Source organism: uncultured Aquimarina sp., from assembly GCF_947495315.1.
Taxonomy (GTDB): Bacteria; Bacteroidota; Bacteroidia; order Flavobacteriales; family Flavobacteriaceae; genus Aquimarina.
In genome coordinates, this window is the sequence record NZ_CANLYD010000002.1 from 414,305 (window position 1) to 437,843 (window position 23,539).

The 23,539-nt window shown below is 34.4% G+C and carries 20 protein-coding genes; 10 read left to right on the forward strand and 10 right to left on the reverse strand.

All coding sequences use genetic code 11. From position 1 onward, the window contains the following. Positions 1-68: 68 nt before the first annotated feature. From Q0910_RS05245 to Q0910_RS05255, 3 genes are read left to right on the forward strand one after another with little or no spacing between them, the layout of a single operon-like run. Positions 69-770 (forward strand): CoA transferase subunit A, encoded by a 702-nt coding sequence (locus tag Q0910_RS05245; RefSeq protein WP_299213292.1) that lies wholly within the window; start codon positions 69-71, stop codon positions 768-770. Positions 771-812: 42 nt separating this feature from the next. Then, positions 813-1,454, forward strand: coding sequence for a peroxiredoxin (locus Q0910_RS05250; RefSeq protein ID WP_299213294.1), 642 nt, complete (start codon positions 813-815; stop codon positions 1,452-1,454). A 27-nt stretch (positions 1,455-1,481) separates the two neighbouring features. Next, positions 1,482-2,138, forward strand: a complete 657-nt coding sequence (locus Q0910_RS05255; protein WP_299213296.1) for a CoA transferase subunit B — start codon at positions 1,482-1,484, stop codon at positions 2,136-2,138. Between the two features lie 490 nt (positions 2,139-2,628). Here the strand turns inward: Q0910_RS05255 and Q0910_RS05260 are convergent, their stop codons facing one another. The 7 genes from Q0910_RS05260 to Q0910_RS05290 form a co-directional block, all read right to left on the reverse strand. Next, positions 2,629-3,483: a phosphodiester glycosidase family protein gene (locus Q0910_RS05260; RefSeq protein ID WP_299213298.1), complete on the reverse strand. Its 855-nt coding sequence runs from the start codon at positions 3,481-3,483 to the stop codon at positions 2,629-2,631. 45 nt (positions 3,484-3,528) lie between these two features. Next, positions 3,529-4,044 carry a GNAT family N-acetyltransferase gene (locus tag Q0910_RS05265; protein ID WP_299213300.1) on the reverse strand — a complete coding sequence of 172 codons (516 nt, stop codon included), beginning with the start codon at positions 4,042-4,044 and terminating at the stop codon, positions 3,529-3,531. 102 nt (positions 4,045-4,146) lie between these two features. Next, positions 4,147-8,064 carry a S8 family serine peptidase gene (locus Q0910_RS05270; RefSeq protein WP_299213302.1) on the reverse strand — a complete coding sequence of 1,306 codons (3,918 nt, stop codon included), beginning with the start codon at positions 8,062-8,064 and terminating at the stop codon, positions 4,147-4,149. 213 nt (positions 8,065-8,277) lie between these two features. Next, positions 8,278-9,237 carry an alpha/beta fold hydrolase gene (locus Q0910_RS05275; RefSeq protein WP_299213304.1) on the reverse strand — a complete coding sequence of 320 codons (960 nt, stop codon included), beginning with the start codon at positions 9,235-9,237 and terminating at the stop codon, positions 8,278-8,280. Continuing rightward, positions 9,237-10,238, reverse strand: a complete 1,002-nt coding sequence (locus Q0910_RS05280; protein ID WP_299213306.1) for a bestrophin family ion channel — start codon at positions 10,236-10,238, stop codon at positions 9,237-9,239. The genes Q0910_RS05275 and Q0910_RS05280 overlap by 1 nt, the downstream gene beginning before the upstream one ends. Positions 10,239-10,317: 79 nt before the next feature. Continuing rightward, positions 10,318-11,085 carry an SDR family oxidoreductase gene (locus Q0910_RS05285; RefSeq protein ID WP_299213308.1) on the reverse strand — a complete coding sequence of 256 codons (768 nt, stop codon included), beginning with the start codon at positions 11,083-11,085 and terminating at the stop codon, positions 10,318-10,320. 140 nt (positions 11,086-11,225) lie between these two features. Further along, on the reverse strand, positions 11,226-12,134 hold the full coding sequence (locus Q0910_RS05290) for an AraC family transcriptional regulator (protein ID WP_299213310.1): 909 nt from the start codon (positions 12,132-12,134) through the stop codon (positions 11,226-11,228). 89 nt (positions 12,135-12,223) lie between these two features. Here Q0910_RS05290 and Q0910_RS05295 point away from each other — a divergent pair, with 89 nt between their 5' ends. Further along, positions 12,224-12,700: a thioesterase family protein gene (locus Q0910_RS05295; RefSeq protein WP_299213312.1), complete on the forward strand. Its 477-nt coding sequence runs from the start codon at positions 12,224-12,226 to the stop codon at positions 12,698-12,700. Here Q0910_RS05295 and Q0910_RS05300 read toward each other — a convergent pair. Both Q0910_RS05300 and Q0910_RS05305 read right to left on the reverse strand, forming a co-directional pair. After that, positions 12,692-13,585, reverse strand: coding sequence for a DMT family transporter (locus Q0910_RS05300; RefSeq protein WP_299213314.1), 894 nt, complete (start codon positions 13,583-13,585; stop codon positions 12,692-12,694). The genes Q0910_RS05295 and Q0910_RS05300 overlap by 9 nt on opposite strands. Next, a complete protein-coding gene (locus Q0910_RS05305; RefSeq protein ID WP_299213316.1) occupies positions 13,578-13,931 on the reverse strand; it encodes an ArsC/Spx/MgsR family protein in 354 nt (117 codons plus the stop codon). Before Q0910_RS05305 ends, Q0910_RS05300 begins: the two co-directional genes overlap by 8 nt. A gap of 100 nt (positions 13,932-14,031) precedes the next feature. Here Q0910_RS05305 and Q0910_RS05310 point away from each other — a divergent pair, with 100 nt between their 5' ends. After that, complete coding sequence (locus tag Q0910_RS05310; protein ID WP_299213318.1) at positions 14,032-14,487, forward strand: DinB family protein; 456 nt, start codon at positions 14,032-14,034, stop codon at positions 14,485-14,487. On the opposite strand, the gene Q0910_RS05315 is transcribed toward Q0910_RS05310, so the two are convergent. Continuing rightward, positions 14,482-15,237, reverse strand: a complete 756-nt coding sequence (locus Q0910_RS05315; protein ID WP_299213319.1) for a DUF3298 and DUF4163 domain-containing protein — start codon at positions 15,235-15,237, stop codon at positions 14,482-14,484. The two genes, Q0910_RS05310 and Q0910_RS05315, sit on opposite strands and share 6 nt — an antisense overlap. A 186-nt stretch (positions 15,238-15,423) precedes the next feature. Here Q0910_RS05315 and Q0910_RS05320 point away from each other — a divergent pair, with 186 nt between their 5' ends. The 5 genes from Q0910_RS05320 to Q0910_RS05340 all read left to right on the forward strand — a co-directional run bounded on the left by Q0910_RS05320 (position 15,424) and on the right by Q0910_RS05340 (position 23,526). Beyond that, positions 15,424-16,563 carry a cystathionine gamma-synthase gene (locus Q0910_RS05320; protein ID WP_299213321.1) on the forward strand — a complete coding sequence of 380 codons (1,140 nt, stop codon included), beginning with the start codon at positions 15,424-15,426 and terminating at the stop codon, positions 16,561-16,563. Positions 16,564-16,666: 103 nt separating this feature from the next. Continuing rightward, a complete protein-coding gene (gdhA, locus tag Q0910_RS05325) occupies positions 16,667-18,010 on the forward strand; it encodes an NADP-specific glutamate dehydrogenase (RefSeq protein ID WP_299213323.1) in 1,344 nt (447 codons plus the stop codon). 123 nt (positions 18,011-18,133) lie between these two features. After that, a complete protein-coding gene (locus Q0910_RS05330) occupies positions 18,134-20,395 on the forward strand; it encodes a two-component regulator propeller domain-containing protein (RefSeq protein WP_299213325.1) in 2,262 nt (753 codons plus the stop codon). Next, on the forward strand, positions 20,395-21,114 hold the full coding sequence (recO, locus tag Q0910_RS05335; protein WP_299213327.1) for a DNA repair protein RecO: 720 nt from the start codon (positions 20,395-20,397) through the stop codon (positions 21,112-21,114). The genes Q0910_RS05330 and recO overlap by 1 nt, the downstream gene beginning before the upstream one ends. A gap of 3 nt (positions 21,115-21,117) precedes the next feature. Next, positions 21,118-23,526 (forward strand): TonB-dependent receptor, encoded by a 2,409-nt coding sequence (locus Q0910_RS05340; protein ID WP_299213329.1) that lies wholly within the window; start codon positions 21,118-21,120, stop codon positions 23,524-23,526. Positions 23,527-23,539: the final 13 nt, after the last annotated feature.

Consider the following 23,539-nt stretch of genomic DNA (forward strand, 5'->3'; position numbering starts at 1 on the left):
AAACTATGAGTGTTCAAACGTTTTAGTACTATTTTTTTAGTACTTTTAATCTGCTAAAATTGAACACTATGATTCGTAAAACAGTGGGTGGAGTTGTTGAAGCTACAGAAGGCGTAAAAGACAACATGACTTTTATGCTTGGAGGTTTTGGGCTTTGCGGAATACCAGAAAATTCTATTGCAGAATTAGTAAAGAAAAACATAAAAGGATTGACTTGCATTTCTAATAACGCAGGTGTTGACGATTTCGGATTAGGACTGTTGCTTCAGCAAAAACAAATCAAAAAAATGGTTTCTTCTTATGTAGGTGAGAATGATGAATTCGAGCGTCAGATGTTAAGTGGAGAGCTAGATGTAGAACTTATTCCTCAAGGGACATTAGCGGAGCGATGTAAGGCCGCACAAGGTGGATTTCCGGCATTTTATACGCCAGCAGGTTACGGAACTGAAGTAGCTGAAGGAAAAGAGACCAGAGAGTTTAATGGCAAAATGTATATACTAGAAAAAGCTTTTAAAGCGGACTTTGCTTTTGTAAAGGCTTGGAAAGGAGATGAAGCGGGAAACCTAATTTTTAAAGGTACAGCCAGAAATTTTAATCCTTGTATGTGTGGAGCTGCAAAAATTACGGTGGCAGAAGTAGAAGAATTAGTTCCTGCAGGAACCTTGGATCCGGATCATGTACATATTCCTGGGATTTTTGTGCAAAGAATTTTTCAGGGAGAAAGATATGAGAAGAGAATTGAACAACGAACTGTTCGAAAGAAAGAATAACAATAAGTAAAAAAAGCTTTTAAAACTTAAAACACACAAATCATGGCGGTATTACGATTAGGAGATGAAGCACCAAACTTCACGGCGCAAACAACAGAAGGAGAAATTGATTTTCATAATTGGTTAGGAGATAGCTGGGGGATTTTATTTTCACATCCCGCAGACTATACACCAGTATGTACAACAGAACTTGGAACTGTGGCAAAGTATACTGATGAATTTAATAAGCGAAATGTAAAGGTGGCTGCACTGAGTGTCGATGGATTGGAATCGCATCGTGGATGGATTAAAGATATTAATGAAACTCAAGATACAAATGTCAATTTTCCGATTATCGCAGATGAAGATAGAAAGGTATCTGAGCTGTATGACATGATTCACCCTAAAGCTGATAGCCAGCTGACGGTTCGTTCTGTTTTTATAATAGGACCTGATAAGACAATAAAACTTACAATTACTTATCCTGCTTCTACTGGACGTAATTTCGATGAGTTATTAAGAGTTATAGATTCATTACAATTGACAGCATATCATAAAGTCGCTACTCCTGCTAACTGGAATCAAGGAGAAGATTGTGTAATATCTCCTTCGGTAAGTAATGAAGAAATACCTGCATTATTTCCTAAGGGACATACAGAGATCAAACCTTATTTAAGAATGACTCCGCAACCTAATGTGAATTAATTCTTATAAAATTAGAAGAAAACAATTATGCTTGATAAAAACGGAATAGCAAAACGAATAGCTAAAGAGCTTGAGGATGGATATTTTGTCAATCTGGGGATTGGTATCCCTACATTGGTTGCAAATTATATCCCTAAAGGGATAGAAGTGGAGTTTCAGAGTGAGAATGGTGTGTTGGGTATGGGACCATTTCCTTTTGAAGGAGAAGAGGATGCTGATATCATTAACGCTGGTAAGCAAACAATTACTACAATGCCTGGTGCTTCTTTCTTTGATTCGGCTACGAGTTTTAATATGATACGTGGTCAACATGTGGATCTAACTATTCTGGGTGCGATGGAAGTTGCAGAGAACGGTGATATCGCAAATTGGAAAATACCTGGAAAAATGGTGAAAGGAATGGGAGGCGCTATGGATCTGGTTGCTAGTGCAGAGAATATTATAGTGGCAATGATGCATACGAATAGGGCAGGGGCGTCTAAACTACTTAAAAGCTGTTCTTTACCATTAACTGGCGTAGCCTGTGTTAAGAAAGTGGTTACTAATATGGCGGTTTTAGAAATTACTGATGATGGATTTAAATTATTAGAAAGAGCTCCCGGAGTGAGTGTAGAAGATATTAAAAATGCCACCGAAGGAAAGCTTATTATTGATGGAAATGTACCTGAAATGGTTTTGGATTGATTTGATCAAATTCTATATCAAGGCAAACGATTATTAAATAGAGTACAACGAATAATAAATCAGAAAAGGAAACGTTATCAATAAACAGGCATAATAATTATGCTTAAAGTAAGAAAAAGACTACTTTTTAACTATTGTTTTTACTTACTTAAACCTTTACTTCAGCCTACAAACACTACGAAAACACCTTTAAATGTTAAAATTTTGAGTATTTTGTCGATTTTAATGGCATTTAAACGTCGTTTCCAAAAATATTTTGCATATTAGCAGTCCCTATAAAGAAGTACGGTTTTTTAATTGTTCTCTTTTTAAAATATTAATTAAGTTTTAACCCTCACACATTGCCCTATTATGAAAAAACGTATAAATCGTCTACAGAAATCAGTTAAGCCTACAATCGAGTTGATTTCTAACTGTATGTATTTAGCAAAAAAAGTATTTTTGTTTTAACAAAAAAGATAATTTTTGTTATGTGATTTTTTGTTGTTAATTAATCGCAACCTCCCCAAGTCGCGATGAATAAACCTGTTAGTCTATTGAGCTTAACAGGTTTTTTTATTGAATACTTACTTTTAGTTATATAGTCTATTGTTGTTTTAAAAAAAAGAATATCCCTATTTTTTTGGTTTTGTTTCAGTATTATTACACCAAAGTTTCCCTCCAATTGCTCCCAGTTGGCGGATGGTAAATAGGTTCGAGATACAAATCCATCAAGATATAATGCATTTTTACAACCGTTATCTTTAAAATAGCTGGCAAAATCGTAGAAATTTATCTTTTCTTTAGACATAGCGAAAAGTAAATTCCCATTGGGAAGTATTCCAACTCCATTTCTTATATGAATATTAGGAGATCCTAAATTGAATTTAGGATGGATTCGACCATCGATTAACAGCATAGGACCAGATTGAGTAGCGTATTTGATGTTTCCGTCATTCTTAAAGCTAGTAGTAGTATGAATGGCAGGTTTATTATCCTTTGTGATATAAAATATCCCATTAGGCTGTAGATAGAAGTTTCCATATCCGTTTTTAAGGGTATCTATTTTAGATTTAATGATACTGTTTTCGATATACAGTCCTTGAGGCGATAAATCTTTATTATACATCCCACCATTCATAGCAAAAATTAATTCCTGATTATTCTTTTGTAGTTCTGATTTGAGATTCTGGAAGTTTCCATAATTTTTATCATTGTCGTTTTTCCAATAGAATCTTAAATTCTGATACTTTAGATTGATTTCATAACTTATGAACTTGTTTTCAATATTTGATTCTTTAAGACTAGTAAAACTTATAATTACAAGACATAATGCTAAAAAGAATATGGTTACAATGTTTTTCATATGAATAAAGTATTATTATCTTAAGTTGGTGCAAAGTACCTAATTCTAAACGTTTGTTTGATATTCATATAACATAAGATCTTCATCATCATTAGGAATATTGATGATTTTGATAAATGTAAAACCTAATTTTTCTAATAGTTTTTGTGAGGATTTGTTTTCGGGTATAGTGATAGCACTTATTTTTTGAATCCCAAATTCTGCAATCCCAACTTCTTTTATTTTTAGAGCACTCTCATAGGCGTACCCCTTTCCTTCATATTTTGGTAAAAAAGCAAACCCAATATCAACACCCTCGATTCCTTCTCTATCATGTAAACCACAACAACCTAATTTTGCGTTGTCTGATTTGCGGATTACGGTATAATTAGAGTATCCTAATCGTTCTAGTTGAGGTGTCATTTTTTCTGTAATATAACGTTCCGCGTCTTCTATTGATTTCACGTTTCGGTCTCCAATATTTTGTAACCATTTTGGTGAATTAAGTAATTCAAGATAAAAAGCTGCATCTTCAATGGTTGCAGGATTTAATAGGAGTCTTTCTGTTTCGAAGTATTCCATAGTAAACGTATTCTATTAGTTAAGAATAACAAGTATACAAAAAGCCCTGAAACATTTTTGCTTCAGGGCCTTATTAAAAATTAAGGTTATCTATCTATAATTTTATTTTTTTATAAAACGAGCTGTTTTAGTATTTACTTGTAGCATATACACTCCAGCTTCTAATGCTTGAACATTTATAGTGTTAGAGAAAGTTCCTTTAAGAACTGTTTGACCTAACATATTGTAAATTGAATAGTCTAGTGTTCCAGAATTTCCTGTTTGTACATAAAGAATCGCTCCTTCTAAAGGATTAGGATGTATGGATAATAATGTAGTTGGTGGTCCTAAAGTATCGTCAGAAGTTGTAGCAAAAGACGTTGTAGTTCCACAAGCTCCTAGATTAGTCCATCCTGTAGCGGTTCTTTCGAATAAGTTTCCTTGATATGTAACTCTATCACCTGTTTGGTAAGATTGAGAACTACTCCATTCCGAAACTCCATCACAGATATCTGTAGATCCACCACCACCAGATGTATTGGTTAGTGATACATTATCTATTGCGATATCAGCTTGCCAAGTAGATCCAGTAATTCTGTTAAATCGTAATTGAACTTCTCCACCTACATACGCAGCTAGATCAATACTAGCATTTAGCCAAGAGTTTCCTTGATTACCTGTTTCGCTCCAAATATTTGTCCAAGTTGCGCCATTATCAGTACTAGCGTCTACAGCGATACTTCCCATATCTGTTGCACCATACATATGGTAACTAAATGTGAAACTTGCTTCCGAAAGAGCAGATAGGTCAAAACAAGGTGAATTTAATATTGCTTGTTTGTTAGGATATCCAGTTCCGTTACCAGAAGCTTCCACAAAAATGTAATATGTGCCTTGTGTTGCAGAAGATGGTCCTGTACTACCAGAAGGTGTTCCACTAGCATCCACTGACCAGTTAATATCATCAGCAGTAGATTGTGTCCAAGCTCCTAGTGTATTTTCAAATCCTTCATTATAAGGGAAAGAGGAAATACCTGATGTACATCCGCCACCTGTAGATCCGCCTGTTGTAGAAACATTAACAGTATTACTAAAAGCGGATTCATTACCAGCTGCATCTTTTGCCTTCACACTAAACTGGTATGCAGTATCTGCAGTTAATCCGGTTACATTTGTTGTTGTACCAGTAACTTCTCCTAAAACAGTACTTCCTTGATACACATCGTAAGCTGTTACGCCTAGATTATCAGTAGCAGCTGTCCAAGATAAAGTCAATGTAGTTTCAGCAACATTTGATGCAGCTAATCCTGTTGGTGCTGTTGGTGCCTCCGTATCCGGTGCAGCTGCAGTAGTAACATCAACAGTATTACTAAATCCTGATTCATTACCAGCAGCATCTTTTGCTTTTACACTAAATTGATAAGCAGTACTTTCAGTTAATCCTGTAACATTTGCTGTTGTTCCAGTAACTTCTCCTAAAATAGCACTTCCTTGATATACATCATAAGCAGTTACGCCTACATTATCAGTAGCAGCTGTCCAAGATAGTGTTAATGTAGTTTCTGCAATATCAGATGCAGCTAATCCTGTTGGTGCTGTTGGCGCTTGTGTGTCACCAGTTGAAGCTCCAATTGTTACTGTATAGTCTTCTACTTCGCCATAATCGAATGATTCACAAGAAGTTGGTACTCCATTGTATTTCATAGAAACACGCATTCTTGTATTTCCGTTTATAGCACTTGATGGTACAGTAAAAGTTCCGCTAACTGGTGTAGTTTGAGTAGCTGCTTGAGTCCATACTTGTTCTCCAGAATCTGTGAATACACCGTTTTGGTTGTAGTCTATCCATACGCTATATCCTTCACTATAAGTTGTACCTGACCAAGTTGGTGTTACAGTGATCGTATTTGAACTTCCTTTTGCAATTGAAGTAGAAATAGATGTGAAATCAGTATAACCACCACTTCCTGCACCAGAAGCATTATTAATTGTTCCTAATTGAACATTACCAATATATTCATCAGCAACACTATTACCATTAGATGCACAATAATTTAATTGAACTTCTGTAGTGGTAAAAGTTGTTGATGCACTATAAGAAGAAGTTGATCCATCGGAACAAGTACTTCTTACCTGTGCTTCATAAGATGTAGTAGCAGTTAATCCTGAAATTACATAAGAAGTTCCACCACCAGCTTGAGTTGTCCAAGTTGAAGTACCCGTTTGACGATATCTTACATCGAAAGATGCTCCAGGAACTGCTGTCCAGTTAATAGTAGCAGTATCAGAACCTACGTTAGAAGATCCTACTCCAGTTGGTACGGTAGCATTACAAACTATTGGTGTACCCGTTAATCCAGTTACAATAAGAGAGAAATTTTGACTTCCTCCAACTAGAGATCCTTTATTCGTTACGGTAATCGTATAAGAACCAGAAGCATTAGCTACATCGATTCTTTCGTATGGATCTACAGTGTTATCACCAGTACCATTTGTTGTTACACCTGTTAATCTGTATGGATTATAGGTTGTAGAATTTTTAGTAACTCTAATATCCAAATCGTTTACTAAAACAGCAGTATTAGAATTGGTAGCAGTTGTTGCAGTACCAGCACGATCTGTCCACGATATAGATGCCATTAATGGGTTAGTTCCATCGGAATCTACGGTGATTGAATATGTTTGACCACTACTTAAAGTTAATTCTTCAACTTTAGATTCGTTTCCGTTTGCAGAGATAGTTTCCGCAGCGGCTTTAGTATTCATTAATCCCCATCCGTATACAGCATCTGGTCCAGAAGGCCCAGCATCATCTGCAGTATGTAGCGCTAATCCTTTTAAGGTTGCAGCTCTCATAAAATTTCCGTTCAGGTTATTGTAATGTTGTTGTAATAATAAAAGAGATCCTGTAACATTTGGCGACGCCATAGAAGTTCCAGTAATACTAGCATATGCAGTATCACTACTTTCGTAGGTTGAATACACACTTGTACCATTACCAGTAATGTCTGGCTTGATTCTGAAATCATCAGTAGGTCCTTCACTACTAGAACTATTAATTGAAACACTACTCAAAGATCCATCTGCGTTTATACTCGCATCTTGAGCATTAGCAACAACCATATTATTTTTAGATGTTGAATGTCCGGTTAATTTATCATAAGAAGAGTTACCACCTAAAGGAGAACCATTATAACTATTTTGATTACCGTCGTTACCTGCAGCAACTACCATAAGATAGTAAGGTGCATTAAACATTACTTCATCCCAAGCTTCTGACTCATCGATATAAGCACCAAAATACTGATCAGGAACTAAATCACTTCTAAAACCATAAGAATGATTAGAAAGTAGCATTCCGTTTGCAGCAGCAGCAGTAGCTTCAGCAACATCATTATTCCACATATAACCGTTTACTTTTGCTTGCGGTGCCATCCCTTTAGCATTTGCCTGTACACCAGAAGCCATAATAGTTCCGGTTACGTGAGCAGCGTGAAAGTTAAGTTGAAGACCTCCTTCTGTTGAAGTATCTTGTATAGTAACACGATTGTTACCTCCAGCTCCATCATATTCTTGGTGAGATGCTCTAGCGTGACCACCATCCCATACATAAGCGGTCATGTTTTGTCCATCAAGATTTAATCCTAAAGACCCTCCGATATTAAGATGATTTGCTCTGGTTGATCTAGCCGCGGCAACGTTCATAGTAGAATAATAGATAGCACTTCCATCTTCTGCTAGTCTTTGTAATTCTACAAAACTTCCATCTTTTAGTGTCGCTGTTATTGGCCATCCGTTTTTCTGAGCAGCCTGTATTGCTTCTTTTTTCAGTAGCGCAGCTTTTTCAACATTCTTTGCTTGTAGTTGATTAAGCTCTGAAAGATTACTTTTTGACCTGATTTCTGATATAGCTTCTTTTGTTTGTGCAAATGCTCCAGTAGAAAGGAGAAACATAGAAGAAAAAACCAGCATGTGTAGTTTTCCAAACCTTTTTGGCAAAAAGCCAAATACCCCAGTAAGGTTTTTGTAACGTTTTTTCATTTTTATTGAGTTTGAGTTAGCTATTATTTAATTTCCTTGATGATTCTCTAAGGAAACGACCAAAACTCTTAAATTATTCCTAATTAAAAAAAGATTTTCGATGAAGAGACTGAAAATTACCATACAAAACCTTAACATTGGCTTAACATTTGTTTCATGTGTTAGAGTCTGTAGGAATATTATTACAAAATACGGTAAAAACGTTAAGCCTCTTTACCATTTCTGTAAAAACGCTATGGTTTTCTGTTCGTTATAATAGGTTTCTCCACGAAGATAAAATCCAACATGCCCTCCAAAATTCGGTGTTTCTAAAAATAGATTGGAGTTTTCTTTAGCCTCTTTAATCGGATAACATGCATTTCCTAGAAAAGTGTCATTTTTAGCATTAATGATAAGTGTAGGAATGTCTATACCTTTTAAAAACTGCTTACTACTGCATTTTGTATAATAATCAATGGCATCCGCATATCCGTGTGCTTTGCTAGTATATAGGTCATCAATATCCATTAGAGATTTACAGGCACTAATGTCTGATTTACTAATTCTGTTTGGGAAAACCTCTTGTCTTTCCCTTAATTTTTCTTTTAAACTTCTAATAAAACGTTGTTGGTATATAAAATTTTTAGGCTTATTGATTTCTATTAAAGAGTCATAAAGATCGCAAGGAACGGATACCGCAACAGCAGATTTAACTTGAGAAGGAGTGGATCTTTCTCCTAAATATTTTAATGTAATATTTCCTCCAAGGCTGAATCCACAAATGGAAATATTACTATAGTCTTTTTCGATAATATGAGTGATAATAGAACTTAAATCCTGGCTCACACCTGCATTATAGGATCTATATAGCCTATTAACCTCTCCGCTACAATTGCGAAGATTTACTGCAGCTACATCCCAATGATTATTGTTTAGGTGTCTCGCTAATCCTGTGATGTATTGTCGTTGAGCATTGCCCTCCAATCCGTGAATTAGTACGGCAACCTTTCTTGCGGATATAGGATTAAATGGATAGCTCCAATCTATATCTATGAAATCACCATCATCTAACTCTAGACGTTCACGTTCTTGATTAATTCCTTTAACTGTTCTCAGTAAATTTGGAAATATGGTTGAAAAATGACCATTTCTAAAAAAATAAGGAGGCGTGTATTGTGATTCTACTATTGGCATTAATAAAGGATATTGTCTTTTGGTTTTTCTTTTTCAGGAAGCTCTTTCTCATCTAACATATCTCTAAGATCAATCTCAATAGTTCTGCATAAAGCTGTCATCGGAACATCATTAATTCTGCCTTCAAAAGGATCTTCGCTATTACTACCAATTTTTTCCATAGTGGTAAATATCCAGGAGACCAAAACAGATAACGGAATCATTAAAAAGATGAACCATGGTTGCAGGTGCTGAGACATATCATTAAGTTCATTTTCAAAAACATTTAATAACCCAAAAGGTAATAGCAAAACAAAAATCCAGGTAAAAACGGTACTGAAATAGGCATATTGCCGAGGAAAAGGAGTGTTTTTAATACGTTCGCATTTTCCTTGGAGATTGTATAATTCTTCTAATACTCCATGAAAAAGCTGTTTGTCGAATTCTGTTATTTTTCCTGAATTTAATAGTTCTTTAATGTGCAGTCCTTGGTTTTTTACTAAATGAGTGGCAGCATTTTTTCTTTGAAGTAAATCATTATATTCTTCGTTTGAAACAAAACTCTTAGTAGCATCACAAGCAGGATTACGCTCTGCGTGTTTGTTAAAGAGACGTTCTACAGCTGCATTTTCTTTAATGGAAAAAGAAGTAGGTTGTCTTAATTGTATGCGTAATGCATTAATCCACGCGATATGACGATAAATCAAAATTCTTTTGGTTTCCTGATCATCATTAACAAGTGTTAAAACTTGATTTGCCCAAGTTCTACTATAGTTAACTATGCCACCCCAAATTTTGCGTCCTTCCCAGAAACGGTCATAACTCTGACTATTTTTAAAACCAATATAAAAGGCAACAGCTATACCAATCAGCGATAGCGGTTGAAATGGTATGTCTATAAATTTTAAATCCAAAAAATAATACAGCGAAAAAATACTGGCAGTATAAAAGGAGAAGAATAGTAAGTTTTTCCAAGCAAAGCGAAGGATGAGTCCCCAGCCAATATTACGTTTAATATACATCTACTAATTTTTGTTCTAAAATAAGAAGACCTCGCTGGTTTTCAAAACTAGTGAGGTCTTATTTATTCAGGATTGAATATTACAGAAACATTCCTCCAGAAGCTTCTATACGTTGACCATTAATCCATCTGGCATCTTCACTAGCTAAAAAGGCTACTACACCACCTATATCCTTAGCTACACCAACACGACCCAATGCAGTTACTGAGGATAGTATTTTCTCCAGTTCTGGATTGTTCTCTAAAGCATCTTTGTTCATATCGGTATTTATAGCTCCTGGAGCTACAACATTTGCAGTGATCTGGCGTGATCCTAATTCTTTTGCTAAATATCTTGTGAAGGCTTCAATACCAGCTTTCATAGACGCATAAGCTCCATATCCTGGTAGGCTAAAACGAGCTAACCCAGTAGAAATATTTATTATTCTTCCGCCATCATTAAGTAAAGGAAGTGCTTTTTGGGTAATGAAAAATGGTCCTTTTAGCTGGATATTTACTAGATTATCAAAAGTTGTTTCAGAGGTTTCTGCTACCATTTCATGAGCGATAATACCTGCATTATTTACCAGAATATCAAATTTTGAAGTATTCCAGTGTTGTTCCAAGCTGGTTTTAATATTTAAAAAGAAAGTATCAAAAGAATGAGCATCACCAACATTAAGTTGAAATGCTAATGCTTTTTGACCTAGGGCTTCAATTTCTTTAACGGTTTCATCCGCTAGCGTGCTATTTGAATTATAAGTGACTAAAATGTCGGCTCCTTGTTGTGCTAATCTGATAGCCATTTCTTTTCCTAATCCTCTGCTACTTCCAGTAACCAAGGCGATTTTGTTGTCTAAATTTTTCATAATATTTGCGTTTTTAAAAAGATTATTAAATGATTACACTGCAAATATCATCCAGAAATCAAGGCGCATAAAGGCATATGTTTTAGGAAGTATGGTATATTTCTAAGATTAGGTATTTTTAAAGAAATGTTTTGATAAAATTACTTATTGCGATATTGATTAGGAGTCAGACCAGTTTGCTTTTTAAAGAATTTCGAAAAATGAGTGGGTTCATTAAAACCGAGTCGATAGGCAATTTCTTTAACCGGAGTGTTAGATTTAGAAAGTAAAGCTTGCGCTTCAATAACAGTTTTATCTTGTATCCATTTATTGGCAGATTGCCCCGTTTTGGTTTTAACAACTGTAGAAAAATAAGCTGGATGTAATTGTTGCTTTTCAGCGAATGCAGCAACTTGCAAATCTCCATTCTTTAGATTTTTTGATCGAAATACACTTTCTAGATCTTTTTTGAATTGATTCACGATCTCGCTGTCTCGATCATATGCTATTTTAAAAGAATCATCTTGTAGTAAAAACTCTTTCACTTTTAAAAGAAATACCATAAAAAGTGAACTCATGATTTTATGCTTTAATATGGATTTTTTGCTTTGTTCTTCCAGAATCTGCTCAGACAAATGGAGTAATTCAGAAAAACGATCTCGATCCAAAAAACAAGGAGGTACCATTTCTGTCAATAAAAAGGAGAACTCATCAAAAACATTTGCATGAATATGCTCCTTCAGATATTCTTCTGATGACGTGATAATAAAACCATAAACAACCTCTTCTATTGCGAAGGATTTTAAATGACCGGGATTTGTAAAATATAATGTATTTGGTTTTGTGTAAAATTTATGATCATCGATTGTATAAAAACTCTTTCCTTTTTCAACTAAAATAAACGAAAAGTAGTTCGCTCTAAACACTGGTGATTCTATAGGTTTTAGATGCACCTTTTCCATTCTGTGTATCGTAAAATCCGAATCCTGAAGTATACTTTTACCCACATTCTCATCATTATAAAGATCAGAGAGCTTATCGTAGGCTTTTATGTTCGAAGATGTTTTCATGAATTGGATTAAAGATACAATTTTTAACAGGAGTTTATTATGCAGGCATAATAAGTGTTTTGTATTTTTGCGGCGTAAAATTAATGGATATGTACTTAAAAGAATTTGAGATTAGATGGAATGATATTGATGCCAATCGTCATTTAGGAAACAAAACATATATAGAGTATGCTGCTCATACACGCATGTCATTTTTATTCGATATGGGTTTTGATCAAAGACTTTTGGCTAAGTTTAATATTGGCCCCATTACATTTTATGAGCATATCTATTATTTTAAAGAAGTTTTTTATGGCAAACCTGTCAAAGTTTCTTTAGAATTAGCTGGAATGAGCGAGGACGGAAAGTTTTTCGAATTTGTACATAATTTTTATGACCATAAGGGGAGAAATTTTGCACGTTGCGAGATGATGGGAGCCTGGTTAGATTTAAAAACCAGAAAACTAATAGCCCTTCCTGAAGAAATGCTTCAGTTTATGGATAAAGTAGAACGTCCTGATAACTTTAAAATTCTTACCAAGGAGGATACTAGAAAATTTGCGAAAACACCAGTTGATTTAAGCTAGTTTTTTCGGTTTTTTAGTAACCAGATATACACCTAAAAATACTAGTAGAGCGGATATAATTTTAACTAAGTTTAATGAATCTGCACCCATTGCCATGGCAAAACTAATAGCTAATAAAGGCTGCAAATAAATAAATGCGCCTATAGTTGACGCTTTTAATGTCTTTAACGCAAACACATTTAATAAATACGTAAAGAAAGTCGTTCCTACAACGACAAATACCATTTTCCATATCACATCATTAGGAAGAGTGGTCCATTGTACTTCACTAAATTCTGAAATTGTAATAGGGAAATTGATGATAACACCAATCAGGAAAAACCATTTCATTAAGGTAAAAGAGTGATATTTTGCTGTTAACGGTTTTACCAATACTAAATAAATGGCGTAAGAAGCTGCGTTAATAATAAATAAGATATTTCCCAAAGGTATATTAGGAGCATCTTGTCTGGTTTCTGCCCCAAAAAGAATAAGTCCTAGTGCTCCAGAAAAACCAAGTAAAATACCTGCAGATCTCAGAAGCGTGATTCTTTCTCTTAGAAAAATGGCAGATAAAATGAATACCAAAATAGGAGAGATGGTAATCATTACAGAACTATTTATGGGAGTAGAGAGCTGAAGTCCTTTAAAGAACATCAACATATTGATCACCATACCAAAAATTGCACATCCAAATATCCTGAGCCAGTCACTACGTTCAATTTTTTGTTTTGGAGCCCAGATAGAAGCAAGCCAAAAAAGTGCTGCTGCACCGACAACTCGAAGAAGTATAAAACCAAAAGGTTTAATATAAGTAGGCATTACTCCTTTTGCCAGTGTATGATTTATTGCATAAATCAAACTGGCGCCAAAAGCCGCTAGCAATGCTACTGTTCTTTTATCCATTAATAGCTGTATTTGCAGCTTCTACTACTTTTTTACTGTTTCCAACAAATATTTGGTTGTCATACAGAATTACAGGACGTTTTAAGAACGTATAATGTTCTAGTATAAGATTCTTATAATCTTCTTCAGTAAGATTCTGGTTTTTTAAATCTCTTTCTTTATACAGTCTTGCTCTTTTGCTGAAAAGAGATTCATAAGTACCCGCAAGGGATTTCATTTCTTCTAATTGCTCAAGTGCAATCGCTTCTGCTTTAATGTCTTGTAAAACGAAATCCGAAGAAGGATTCAGTTCATTTAAAATTCGCTTACAGGTATCACAAGTGGATAGATAGTATATTTTTTTCACAGATGGTTATTTAAATGTCAAAAATCAACACAAAGGAAATTCATTTCACAATGAAAACTCATATTTTTGGCTAAAAATTAAGAACATTTACTAAGTAGATATGAAAGACCAGTTAGAGATTACAAGAACCAATAGAAAATTACTTCTCAAAATTATGGATAATTATTCATTAGAGGATCTTAACAAAGTTCCTGAAGGATTTTCTAATAATTTGATCTGGAATATTGCACATGTAGTAGTCACACAACAATTACTTGTTTATAAATTAAGTGGGTTGCCTCTAATGATTGATGATGAAATGATAAGTCTTTATAAGAAAGGAACCAAAACAGAAAGAATGGTATCACAAGAAGAAGTGAATACAATCAAGGAATTATTATTTTCTACTTTGGACAAAACAGAAGAAGATATTAGTGCGGGGATTTTTAAGGAGTATCAAGAATACCCAACAAGTACTGGTTTTGTGTTAAAATCTGTAAAAGACGCTATGAGTTTTAATAATTTTCATGAAGGAATCCACCTTGGTTATATTTTAGCACTTAAAAAATCACTATAGTATATTTATAGTAAAATAATCTACAACTTCTTCCTTATCGAATTTTAATTCTATAGGCCCTTCAGCGTATGAACTGATTTCATATTGATTATACAACAAAATAAGATGAGTATCAGTCAGACCAATGTTAGCAGGAAGTGCAAACGTATCATTTTCAAAAAAGAATCCGGTACTATTTATAGATTGATTTTCAGGGATTGAGTGAGTTATTCTAAACACATTTTCTACAAAATTTGAAAAATTATTATAATCTTTTATCAACTTTTCGTTTGCTATAGTTTTACCAGTTTTTAGATGTATATTTAAGTAAGTAGAATTACCACTTCCGTGAGCTCCGCCGGTAAAAATATAAGAATCCACAAGTACAGAGAGTATGTCAGTATTTTGGAAACTCATATCGCAATTGATGCTAGCTTCATATGGAATTGTTTCTTGAGGGAACTCTTTTTTCATCTCTTGATAAGAAGTATTGAAGCTTTTAAGAGCCTTTTCCATCGAGTTCAAAGAGACATCATCTTCCATATTTAAGAGAGAGGAAGCAGCTTTTTCGATTTCTACATTGATACTTTTCGAAATCTCACTTTCACTTACAGATTCTAAGAGAAAGATTTCTGTAATGGCACAATCCGTCGCCTGACAGTCAAAAAAATCATCAATGGTTATTGTTCGCTTTTGGAAAGTGAAAGATTCGCTAGTCTCACAACTGTTAAAATACACTAGAATCACTAGAAAAAAAATGACCCTCAGCATGGTGTTAGGTTTTGTGTTAATCATCTACTAAAGGTATTCATTGAGATATGATTAGAACGAATTAAATCATACATTTGTTCAGTTTTTTAACATAAAAAAGTGCAAGTTAATTTTTTCTGTTCGAAAATATAAGAGTTGACTAAAGGAACGTCAAAAAATTAAGAATTATTATAAAAATATAAAGTATTGAAATTTAATACTAAAGCCATACATGGAGGACAAGAACATGATCCTGCTTATGGAGCCGTAATGCCTCCAATATATCAAACTTCTACGTATGCCCAGACAACACCCGGAGGACATAAAGGATTTGAATATAGTAGAACACATAATCCAACGAGAAAAGCATTAGAAAATTCTTTTGCAAGTATAGAAAATGGAAAACATGGTTTGGCGTTTGGATCTGGATTGGCTGCTATCGATGCAGTGATTAAGTTGCTAAAGCAGGGAGATGAAGTTATTTCTACTAATGATTTATATGGAGGGACTTATCGATTGTTTACTAAGATTTTTGAAGATTTTGGAATCAAATTTCACTTCATTGGAATGGAAAATGCCGATAAGGTTGAATCGTATGTGAATGAAAATACCAAATTGATCTGGGTGGAAACGCCAACGAATCCGATGATGAATATTATTGATATCAAAGCAATCGCTAAGGTGTCAAAGAAACATAATGTTTTGTTGGCGGTGGACAATACATTTGCAACGCCATATTTACAGAAGCCTTTAGATCTCGGTGCTGATATTGTAATGCATAGTGCTACTAAATATATAGGAGGACATAGTGATTTAGTAATGGGAGCCTTAATTGTTAAAGATGATGAGGTTGCGAAACGTTTGTACTTTATTCAGAATGCCAGTGGAGCTGTTTGTGGGCCTCAGGATAGTTTTTTAGCACTTAGGGGAATTAAAACATTGCACATTCGTATGCAACGTCATTGCGAAAATGGAGAGTTGATTGCGAAATACCTTAAAAACCATCCTAAGATTGAAAAAGTATATTGGCCAGGATTTGAAGATCATCCTAATCACAATATTGCTAAAGAACAAATGGATGGATATGGAGGTATGATATCCTTTGTTCCCAAAGGCAGTAATTTTGATGAAGCGATCAAAATAATAGAAAATTTAAAGATTTTCACCTTGGCAGAATCGCTTGGAGGTGTAGAAAGTTTAGCTGGACATCCAGCTAGTATGACACATGCATCAATCCCAAAAGAAGAACGTGAGAAAACAGGAGTAGTAGACTCATTGATTAGATTAAGTGTTGGTATAGAAGATGTAGATGACTTAATTGCAGATTTAGAACAAGCAATTGGATAAAGTATTATTAAATTCAAAAAAATAGATGTATTTTTTTGAGAATAACATATATTTGACACGTTAAATTAACCTTTAAACAAGAATATTTTAATCCTATTAACATATGCAAGCAAAGATAGATGCATTTATGGAAGAAGTAAGAGCTCGTAACGCGCATGAGCCAGAGTTCCTACAGGCAGTACAAGAAGTTGCGGAAACGGTAATTCCTTATATCGCAACAAAAGAAATTTATAATGGGAAAAACATTCTATTAAGAATGGTAGAACCCGAGAGAGCTATAATGTTTCGTGTACCTTGGGTAGATGATAAAGGAGAAATACATGTAAATAGAGGGTATAGAATTCAGATGAATTCTGCAATTGGTCCATATAAAGGAGGGCTTCGTTTTCACCCTTCGGTGAATTTAAGTATCTTAAAGTTTTTGGCTTTCGAACAGGTTTTTAAAAATAGTTTGACTACGCTTCCTATGGGTGGTGGTAAAGGAGGATCTGATTTTGACCCTAAAGGAAAATCTGATGATGAGATTATGCGTTTTTGCCATAGTTTTATGAGTGAGCTTTTTAGACATATCGGACCTAATACTGATATTCCTGCGGGCGATATTGGTGTAGGAGGTCGTGAGATTGGATTCTTATTTGGGATGTACCGTAAAATGCGTAACGAGTTTACCGGTGTACTTACTGGTAAAGGAATTACTTGGGGAGGATCATTGATCCGTCCAGAAGCTACTGGATATGGTACTGTGTATTTTGCACAAGACATGTTAGGAACTAAAGGTGATTCTTTTGAAGGAAAAATAGTGACTGTTTCAGGTTCTGGTAACGTAGCGCAATATGCAGCAGAGAAAGCAACACAACTAGGAGGAAAGGTGGTTACTTTATCGGATTCATCCGGATATATTTATGATGCGGATGGTATTAATGCAGAAAAGTTAGCTTTTGTAATGGAACTTAAAAATGTAAAAAGAGGGCGTATTCATGAATATGTTGAGAAGTATCCATCAGCAGAGTTTCATAAAGGGAAGACTCCTTGGGAGGTGAAATGCGACATAGCATTACCTTGTGCAACACAAAATGAATTACAGGGTGATGATGCTGAAAAACTAGTTGCTAATGGATGTATTTGTGTAAGTGAAGGAGCAAATATGCCAAGTACACATAAGGCAATTGAAGTTTTCCACAAAGCAAAAATTTTCTTTGCACCAGGTAAAGCATCTAATGCAGGAGGTGTTGCAACGTCTGGATTAGAAATGACTCAAAATTCGCTGAGATATAAATGGACTCGCGAAGAAGTAGATGAGAAATTAAGGCAAATCATGAAAGAAATTCATTCTGCTTGTCTTGAATATGGTACCAATGAAGATGGATATGTGGATTATGTAAAAGGAGCAAATATTGCAGGTTTTGTAAAAGTTGCTGATGCTATGCTGGCACAAGGAGTTATATAAATAATAATAGGTATTTATAATCAAAGCCGTTCTTACTAGATTAGAACGGCTTTTTTCATTATTTAAAAGCAATATTTAGTATTTTAGCGTGTTATCAAGGCAGGTTAATATCACTCATAAATTATGCAATATTTCAGACAATTAATACTCCTAATTTTTCCATTGTGTCTTTTTGCTCAAGATTTCAGTAATCAGTGGACAGGGCATTATTCGTATTTTCAGGTTAGAGATACATATGCAATCGACAATAAAGTTTATGTGGCTTCTGAGAACGCTGTTTTTATTTATGATACAGATACTAGAACTTCAGAAACTTTTTCAACTATAAATGGTTTATCTGGAGAAGTTATTTCTACTATTTATCACAGTTCCATATATGATATTACGGTTATTGGTTATGAAAATGGATTATTGGAACTGGTGATTGATGATGAGGTTAGAACGTTTATTGATATATTAGAAAAACCGACAATTCCTCCAACACAAAAAAGAATTAATCACTTTTTCGAGAATCAGGATAAATTATTAATTTCTACGGAGTTTGGGCTTGTAGAGTTTAATTTAGAAAGAATTGAATTTGGAGATACGTTTTTTGTTGGCCCGGCAGGATCACAAATAAATATTACAGGAACAACCGTATCAGATAATTCTATATATGCAACTACTGCTAGTAACGGTATATTAGTAGCTGGTGTTAATAATCCAAATCTGGTCGATTTTAACCAATGGACCACTTTGATTCCTGGAGGGTATAATGGGATTACATTGTTTAACGATGAAATTCTGGTTTGGGAAAATAACAACCTTGTCCGCAGATTAGAGAGTACTGTTTTAACCACCGTTGTTACAGCTTCAGCCAATGTAATAGATGCATCTGTTAGTTCAGAAGGTTTAACTGTAGTTACATCTAATAATGCTTTAGTAGTGGACTCCAACTTTCAGGAGATAGCATCTGTTATCAGTACTCCAGAGGATACTTTTTCACTTAATTCTGCGTTAACCTTTGATAATAATATATACATTGGAACTCAGAGTAGAGGATTGTTAGAGATTGATTTAAACAATTTAAATTCTAAAACTTCGGTTACTCCTGAGGGTCCATTACTTAATTCTGCTTTTGGTTTAGAAGCTTTAAATGATAATTTATGGGTGGTTTTTGGTCGGTATGATGTGAATTTTAATCCATTTGGATTTGGACCACTTAAGCAGTGTGGTATTAGTAAACTTACATCAGGTGGATGGTTTAATATTCCTAAAGATGAAGTACTTGGAGTGACATCTCTATCTCATATTACTATAAATCCTAATAATGAAGATCAGGTTTTTATTAGTAGTTATGAGGACGGTTTATTAGAGATAAATAATAACGTTGCCACTGAATTGTATAATGAAACTAACAGCGGTTTTGAAGGTCTTCTAAGGTTAAATGGTTCAGTGTTTGATTCGAGTGGTAATCTTTGGATAAACCATTCTAGAGTAGATAATGGGTTAAAAAGATTTTCTCCGAACAATGGAGAAATATTTAACGTGGATGTTTCTTCTTTAAATCTAGGACTCAATCTGGGTTATGCAGATACAGTAATCGACAGGGATGGCAATGTTTTTTTTGGTGGTTGGAGTTCTGGAGTAGTTGGTTATAATTCTAATACAGGAAACCTGATTCAGTTATCAGGAGAAGCAGAAGGTTCTAATTTACCAAGTAATTACGTTTTGGCTTTAGAAGTAGATCGAAATAATCAACTATGGATAGGTACCTTTAGAGGAATCAGAGTGCTATTTAATACTTCGGGAGTGTTCCAACAAAGTAATCCGCAAGCTAGTCAGATTATTATTTTGGACAACGAAGGTGTTCCTCAAGAACTTTTATTTGATCAAACAATCACAGATATTGAAGCAGATGGATCTAATAACAAGTGGGTAGCAACAGCATCATCAGGTGTGTTTTATTTCTCTTCAGATGGTCAGGAAACCTTAGCTCATTTCACAAAAGATAATTCTCCCTTACCTACAAATAATGTTAGAGACATTTCTGTAGATGATTCTACTGGGTCCGTTTATTTTGCAACTGAACTAGGGTTGCTTGAATTTAAAGGAACAGCAACAGGACCCGAAAGTAATCTAGATAACGTAGCAGCATTTCCTAATCCCGTAAGGCCGGGATTTAATGGGCGAGTTACCATAAAGGGATTAACAAGCAGAGCAAATGTTAAGATTACAGATATCGAAGGTAATTTAGTGTATGAAGAAATTAGCGAAGGAGGAAGTATTCAGTGGGATACTACTGCCTTTGGAAGACATAAAGTCGCTTCTGGAGTCTATCTTATTTTAGTTACCGGAGAAGATCAGGGCGAAACCACTGTTTCTAAGCTTTTGATTGTTAGATAATGATTGTGCAGACTTCGGCTATAGTAATTCACTCTTTGCGTTATGGAGAAAGTGATTTAATAGTCTCTTTGTTAACAAAAACCAGCGGATTACGCTCCTATCTATTAAAAGGCATATTAAAATCCAAACGAGGAAAAATAAGAGCATCGTTGTTTCAGCCTTTGACGTTATTAGAGATAGAAGCTAATCATAAAGATAAAGGTACTTTAGAAAGAATTAAAGAAGCTAAAATTCTAATTCCATATCAATCTCTGCATACAGATTTTGTAAAAAGCTCATTAGTGTTTTTTCTTTCAGAAATATTAAAAAATACAATTCGGGAAGAAGAAGTAAACGAAGAGCTTTTTCATTACCTGGAAACCACATTTTTGTGGTTAGATTCTCACGATAATATTGGTAATTTTCATATTTCATTTTTGATAAAACTTACACAGTATTTAGGTTTTTATCCTGATGTGTCAGATATGTCCTTGTCTGTTTTTAATATGCAGGATGGCTGTTTTCAGGATGATACTTCTAATATATATTGTGTGGAAGGAAATAGTGTTTTGATATTCAAGGAGTTTTTAGGCACGACATTTGAAGAAAGTATGAGTATTAAAATGTCTAGGATAGTAAGAAATGAAATTCTTAACATGTTATTAGTATATTTTGAGCTACATTTGCACGGTTTTAAAAAACCGAAGTCGCTTTCTATTTTGAATGAAATTTTTAATTAAGTAATGCGCTTATTTTTAGTTGTTGTATTCACTTTATTTTTTATCACAGATAATGCTGCTCAAAGTATCACAGTACTAAGTAGATCAAATAATCAACCGATCCCTAGTGTTACAATTCACAATAAAACAAAGTCAAAAACAGCTATAACCGATTTTGATGGAATGGTTGATATTTCGGTTTTTTCGGAGACTGAAACGCTATATTTTATTCACATTTCTCATATCACTGCTACATCAACTAAATCTGAAATTATTGCATCTTCTAATATTGTATATCTTGAAGTAGATGAAAACCAATTATCAGAAGTTGTTATTTCGGTTTCTAAATGGGAGCAAGATAAAAAAGATGTTACCCAAAAGATTGTTAGTATAACCTCTGATGAAATAGCTTTTTCTACACCACAAACTTCTGCGGATCTTTTACAAAGTAGTGGTCAAGTATTTATACAAAAAAGTCAATTAGGAGGAGGTAGTCCAATCATCCGTGGATTTTCTACTAACAGATTATTGCTTACGGTAGATGGAGTTCGTATGAATAACGCAATTTTTAGAGGAGGAAATGTACAGAATGTAATCTCTGTGGACCCTTTTACTATTGATAGAACAGAAGTAATATTGGGTCCTGGATCTGTAGTGTATGGAAGTGATGCTGTAGGTGGTGTAATGAATTTTTATACAGCTCAACCCAAGATAGCGATACGTGGTAAAAATAAATTGAGTGGTAATGCAATAATGAGGTATGCTAGTGCAAGTAATGAGAAAACTGGTCATATTGATTTTAATATTGGTTTAGAAAAATGGGCATTTTTGACAAGCGCGAGCTATACTGACTTTGATGATCTGAAAATGGGAAGTCATGGGCCTGATGATTATTTGCGAAATGAATATGTAGAGACTATTGATGGGGTAGACACTGTTATAGAAAATGATGATCCGGAAACTCAGAAGTTCACTGGATATGATCAAATAAATTTCTTACAAAAAGTACATTTTATACCTAATGAAAAATGGGATATAAATGCAGGTTTTATCTATACAAAAACATCAGACTACCCGAGATATGATCGTTTGATTCGTCGAAGTGATGGAAATTTAAGATACGCTGATTGGTATTATGGACCTCAAAAATGGTTAATGGGGAATATTCAGTTGACCAATAAATGGAAAAATCGATTATACGATAAGGTTAAATTTACAGCGGCTTATCAAAATTTTCAAGAAAGTAGAAATGATCGTGATTTTGGAGGAGATATATTGTCTAGAACGAAAGAAGATGTAGATGCGTATTCTGCGAATCTTGATTTTGAAAAGAAGTTTGATGATAAGACAACTGTATATTATGGATTAGAATATATTTTAAACCAAGTATCTTCTGAAGGTTCAGAACTTAATGTTTCGACTAATGAGATTGCAGCTGCGCCTTCTAGGTATCCAGATGGATCTACCTGGCAGTCTATAGCAGCTTATGCTAGTCTAAAAAGTAAACTGAGTGAAAAATTAAGATTTCAAGGAGGTATACGATATAACAGGATCATCTTATATTCGGAATTTGATGATGTATTTTTTGATTTTCCTTTTACTGAGGCTAATTTAGATACAGAAGCATTTACAGGAACAGCAGGAATTAGTTGGTTGCCGAATGATATTTTGCAATGGAAATTAAATTTTTCAACAGCATTTAGAGCACCTAATATTGATGATGTAGGTAAAATTTTTGACTCCGAACCTGGTTCCGTGGTTGTGCCCAATCCAGATTTAGAACCAGAATATGCATATAATGGCGAAATAGGAGTGACGGCAAATGTGGGGAAAAATTTTAAAATCGATTTAGCAACCTATTATACGCAGCTTGATAATGCATTGGTTCGTAGAGATTTTTCACTTAATGGAGAAACGGAAGTTCTTTTTGGAGGAGAATTGAGTAATGTACAAGCTATTCAGAATGCTGCAAATGCACAGGTTTATGGTTTTGAAGCTGGAATTAGTTATGATTTTATAAAAAACTTCAACCTTTCTTCAAAATATACTTTTACGGGTGGAGAAGAGGAATTGGATGATGGATCCATTTCACCATCAAGACACGTGGCTCCTCAATTCGGAAGTACAAATCTTACATATACTACGGATAAATGGATGATCGATTTCTCCACTATATACAATGGTCAGTTTGATTTTGAAGAATTAGCACCATCACAGCAAAATAATGACTTTTTATATGCGCTTGATGAAAATGGGAACCCATATTCTCCTTCTTGGTATACACTTAATATACGATCAAGATACCAATTTACTAAAAGTTTACAGGCAACCCTAACAATTGAGAATATTACTGATCAGCGTTATAGACCATACTCTTCAGGTATTGCAGGAGCTGGAAGAAATTTTATTGTATCGTTAAAATATTCTTTATAGGTTAAAAAACGGT

Coding starts and splice junctions, on each gene's coding strand:
- Q0910_RS05245 (WP_299213292.1), top strand. CDS start 69: ATGATTCGTAAAACAGTGGGTGGAGTTGTTGAAGCTACAGAAGGCGTA.
- Q0910_RS05250 (WP_299213294.1), top strand. CDS start 813: ATGGCGGTATTACGATTAGGAGATGAAGCACCAAACTTCACGGCGCAA.
- Q0910_RS05255 (WP_299213296.1), top strand. CDS start 1,482: ATGCTTGATAAAAACGGAATAGCAAAACGAATAGCTAAAGAGCTTGAG.
- Q0910_RS05260 (WP_299213298.1), bottom strand. CDS start 3,483: ATGAAAAACATTGTAACCATATTCTTTTTAGCATTATGTCTTGTAATT.
- Q0910_RS05265 (WP_299213300.1), bottom strand. CDS start 4,044: ATGGAATACTTCGAAACAGAAAGACTCCTATTAAATCCTGCAACCATT.
- Q0910_RS05270 (WP_299213302.1), bottom strand. CDS start 8,064: ATGAAAAAACGTTACAAAAACCTTACTGGGGTATTTGGCTTTTTGCCA.
- Q0910_RS05275 (WP_299213304.1), bottom strand. CDS start 9,237: ATGCCAATAGTAGAATCACAATACACGCCTCCTTATTTTTTTAGAAAT.
- Q0910_RS05280 (WP_299213306.1), bottom strand. CDS start 10,238: ATGTATATTAAACGTAATATTGGCTGGGGACTCATCCTTCGCTTTGCT.
- Q0910_RS05285 (WP_299213308.1), bottom strand. CDS start 11,085: ATGAAAAATTTAGACAACAAAATCGCCTTGGTTACTGGAAGTAGCAGA.
- Q0910_RS05290 (WP_299213310.1), bottom strand. CDS start 12,134: ATGAAAACATCTTCGAACATAAAAGCCTACGATAAGCTCTCTGATCTT.
- Q0910_RS05295 (WP_299213312.1), top strand. CDS start 12,224: ATGTACTTAAAAGAATTTGAGATTAGATGGAATGATATTGATGCCAAT.
- Q0910_RS05300 (WP_299213314.1), bottom strand. CDS start 13,585: ATGGATAAAAGAACAGTAGCATTGCTAGCGGCTTTTGGCGCCAGTTTG.
- Q0910_RS05310 (WP_299213318.1), top strand. CDS start 14,032: ATGAAAGACCAGTTAGAGATTACAAGAACCAATAGAAAATTACTTCTC.
- Q0910_RS05315 (WP_299213319.1), bottom strand. CDS start 15,237: ATGCTGAGGGTCATTTTTTTTCTAGTGATTCTAGTGTATTTTAACAGT.
- gdhA (WP_299213323.1), top strand. CDS start 16,667: ATGCAAGCAAAGATAGATGCATTTATGGAAGAAGTAAGAGCTCGTAAC.
- Q0910_RS05330 (WP_299213325.1), top strand. CDS start 18,134: ATGCAATATTTCAGACAATTAATACTCCTAATTTTTCCATTGTGTCTT.
- recO (WP_299213327.1), top strand. CDS start 20,395: ATGATTGTGCAGACTTCGGCTATAGTAATTCACTCTTTGCGTTATGGA.
- Q0910_RS05340 (WP_299213329.1), top strand. CDS start 21,118: ATGCGCTTATTTTTAGTTGTTGTATTCACTTTATTTTTTATCACAGAT.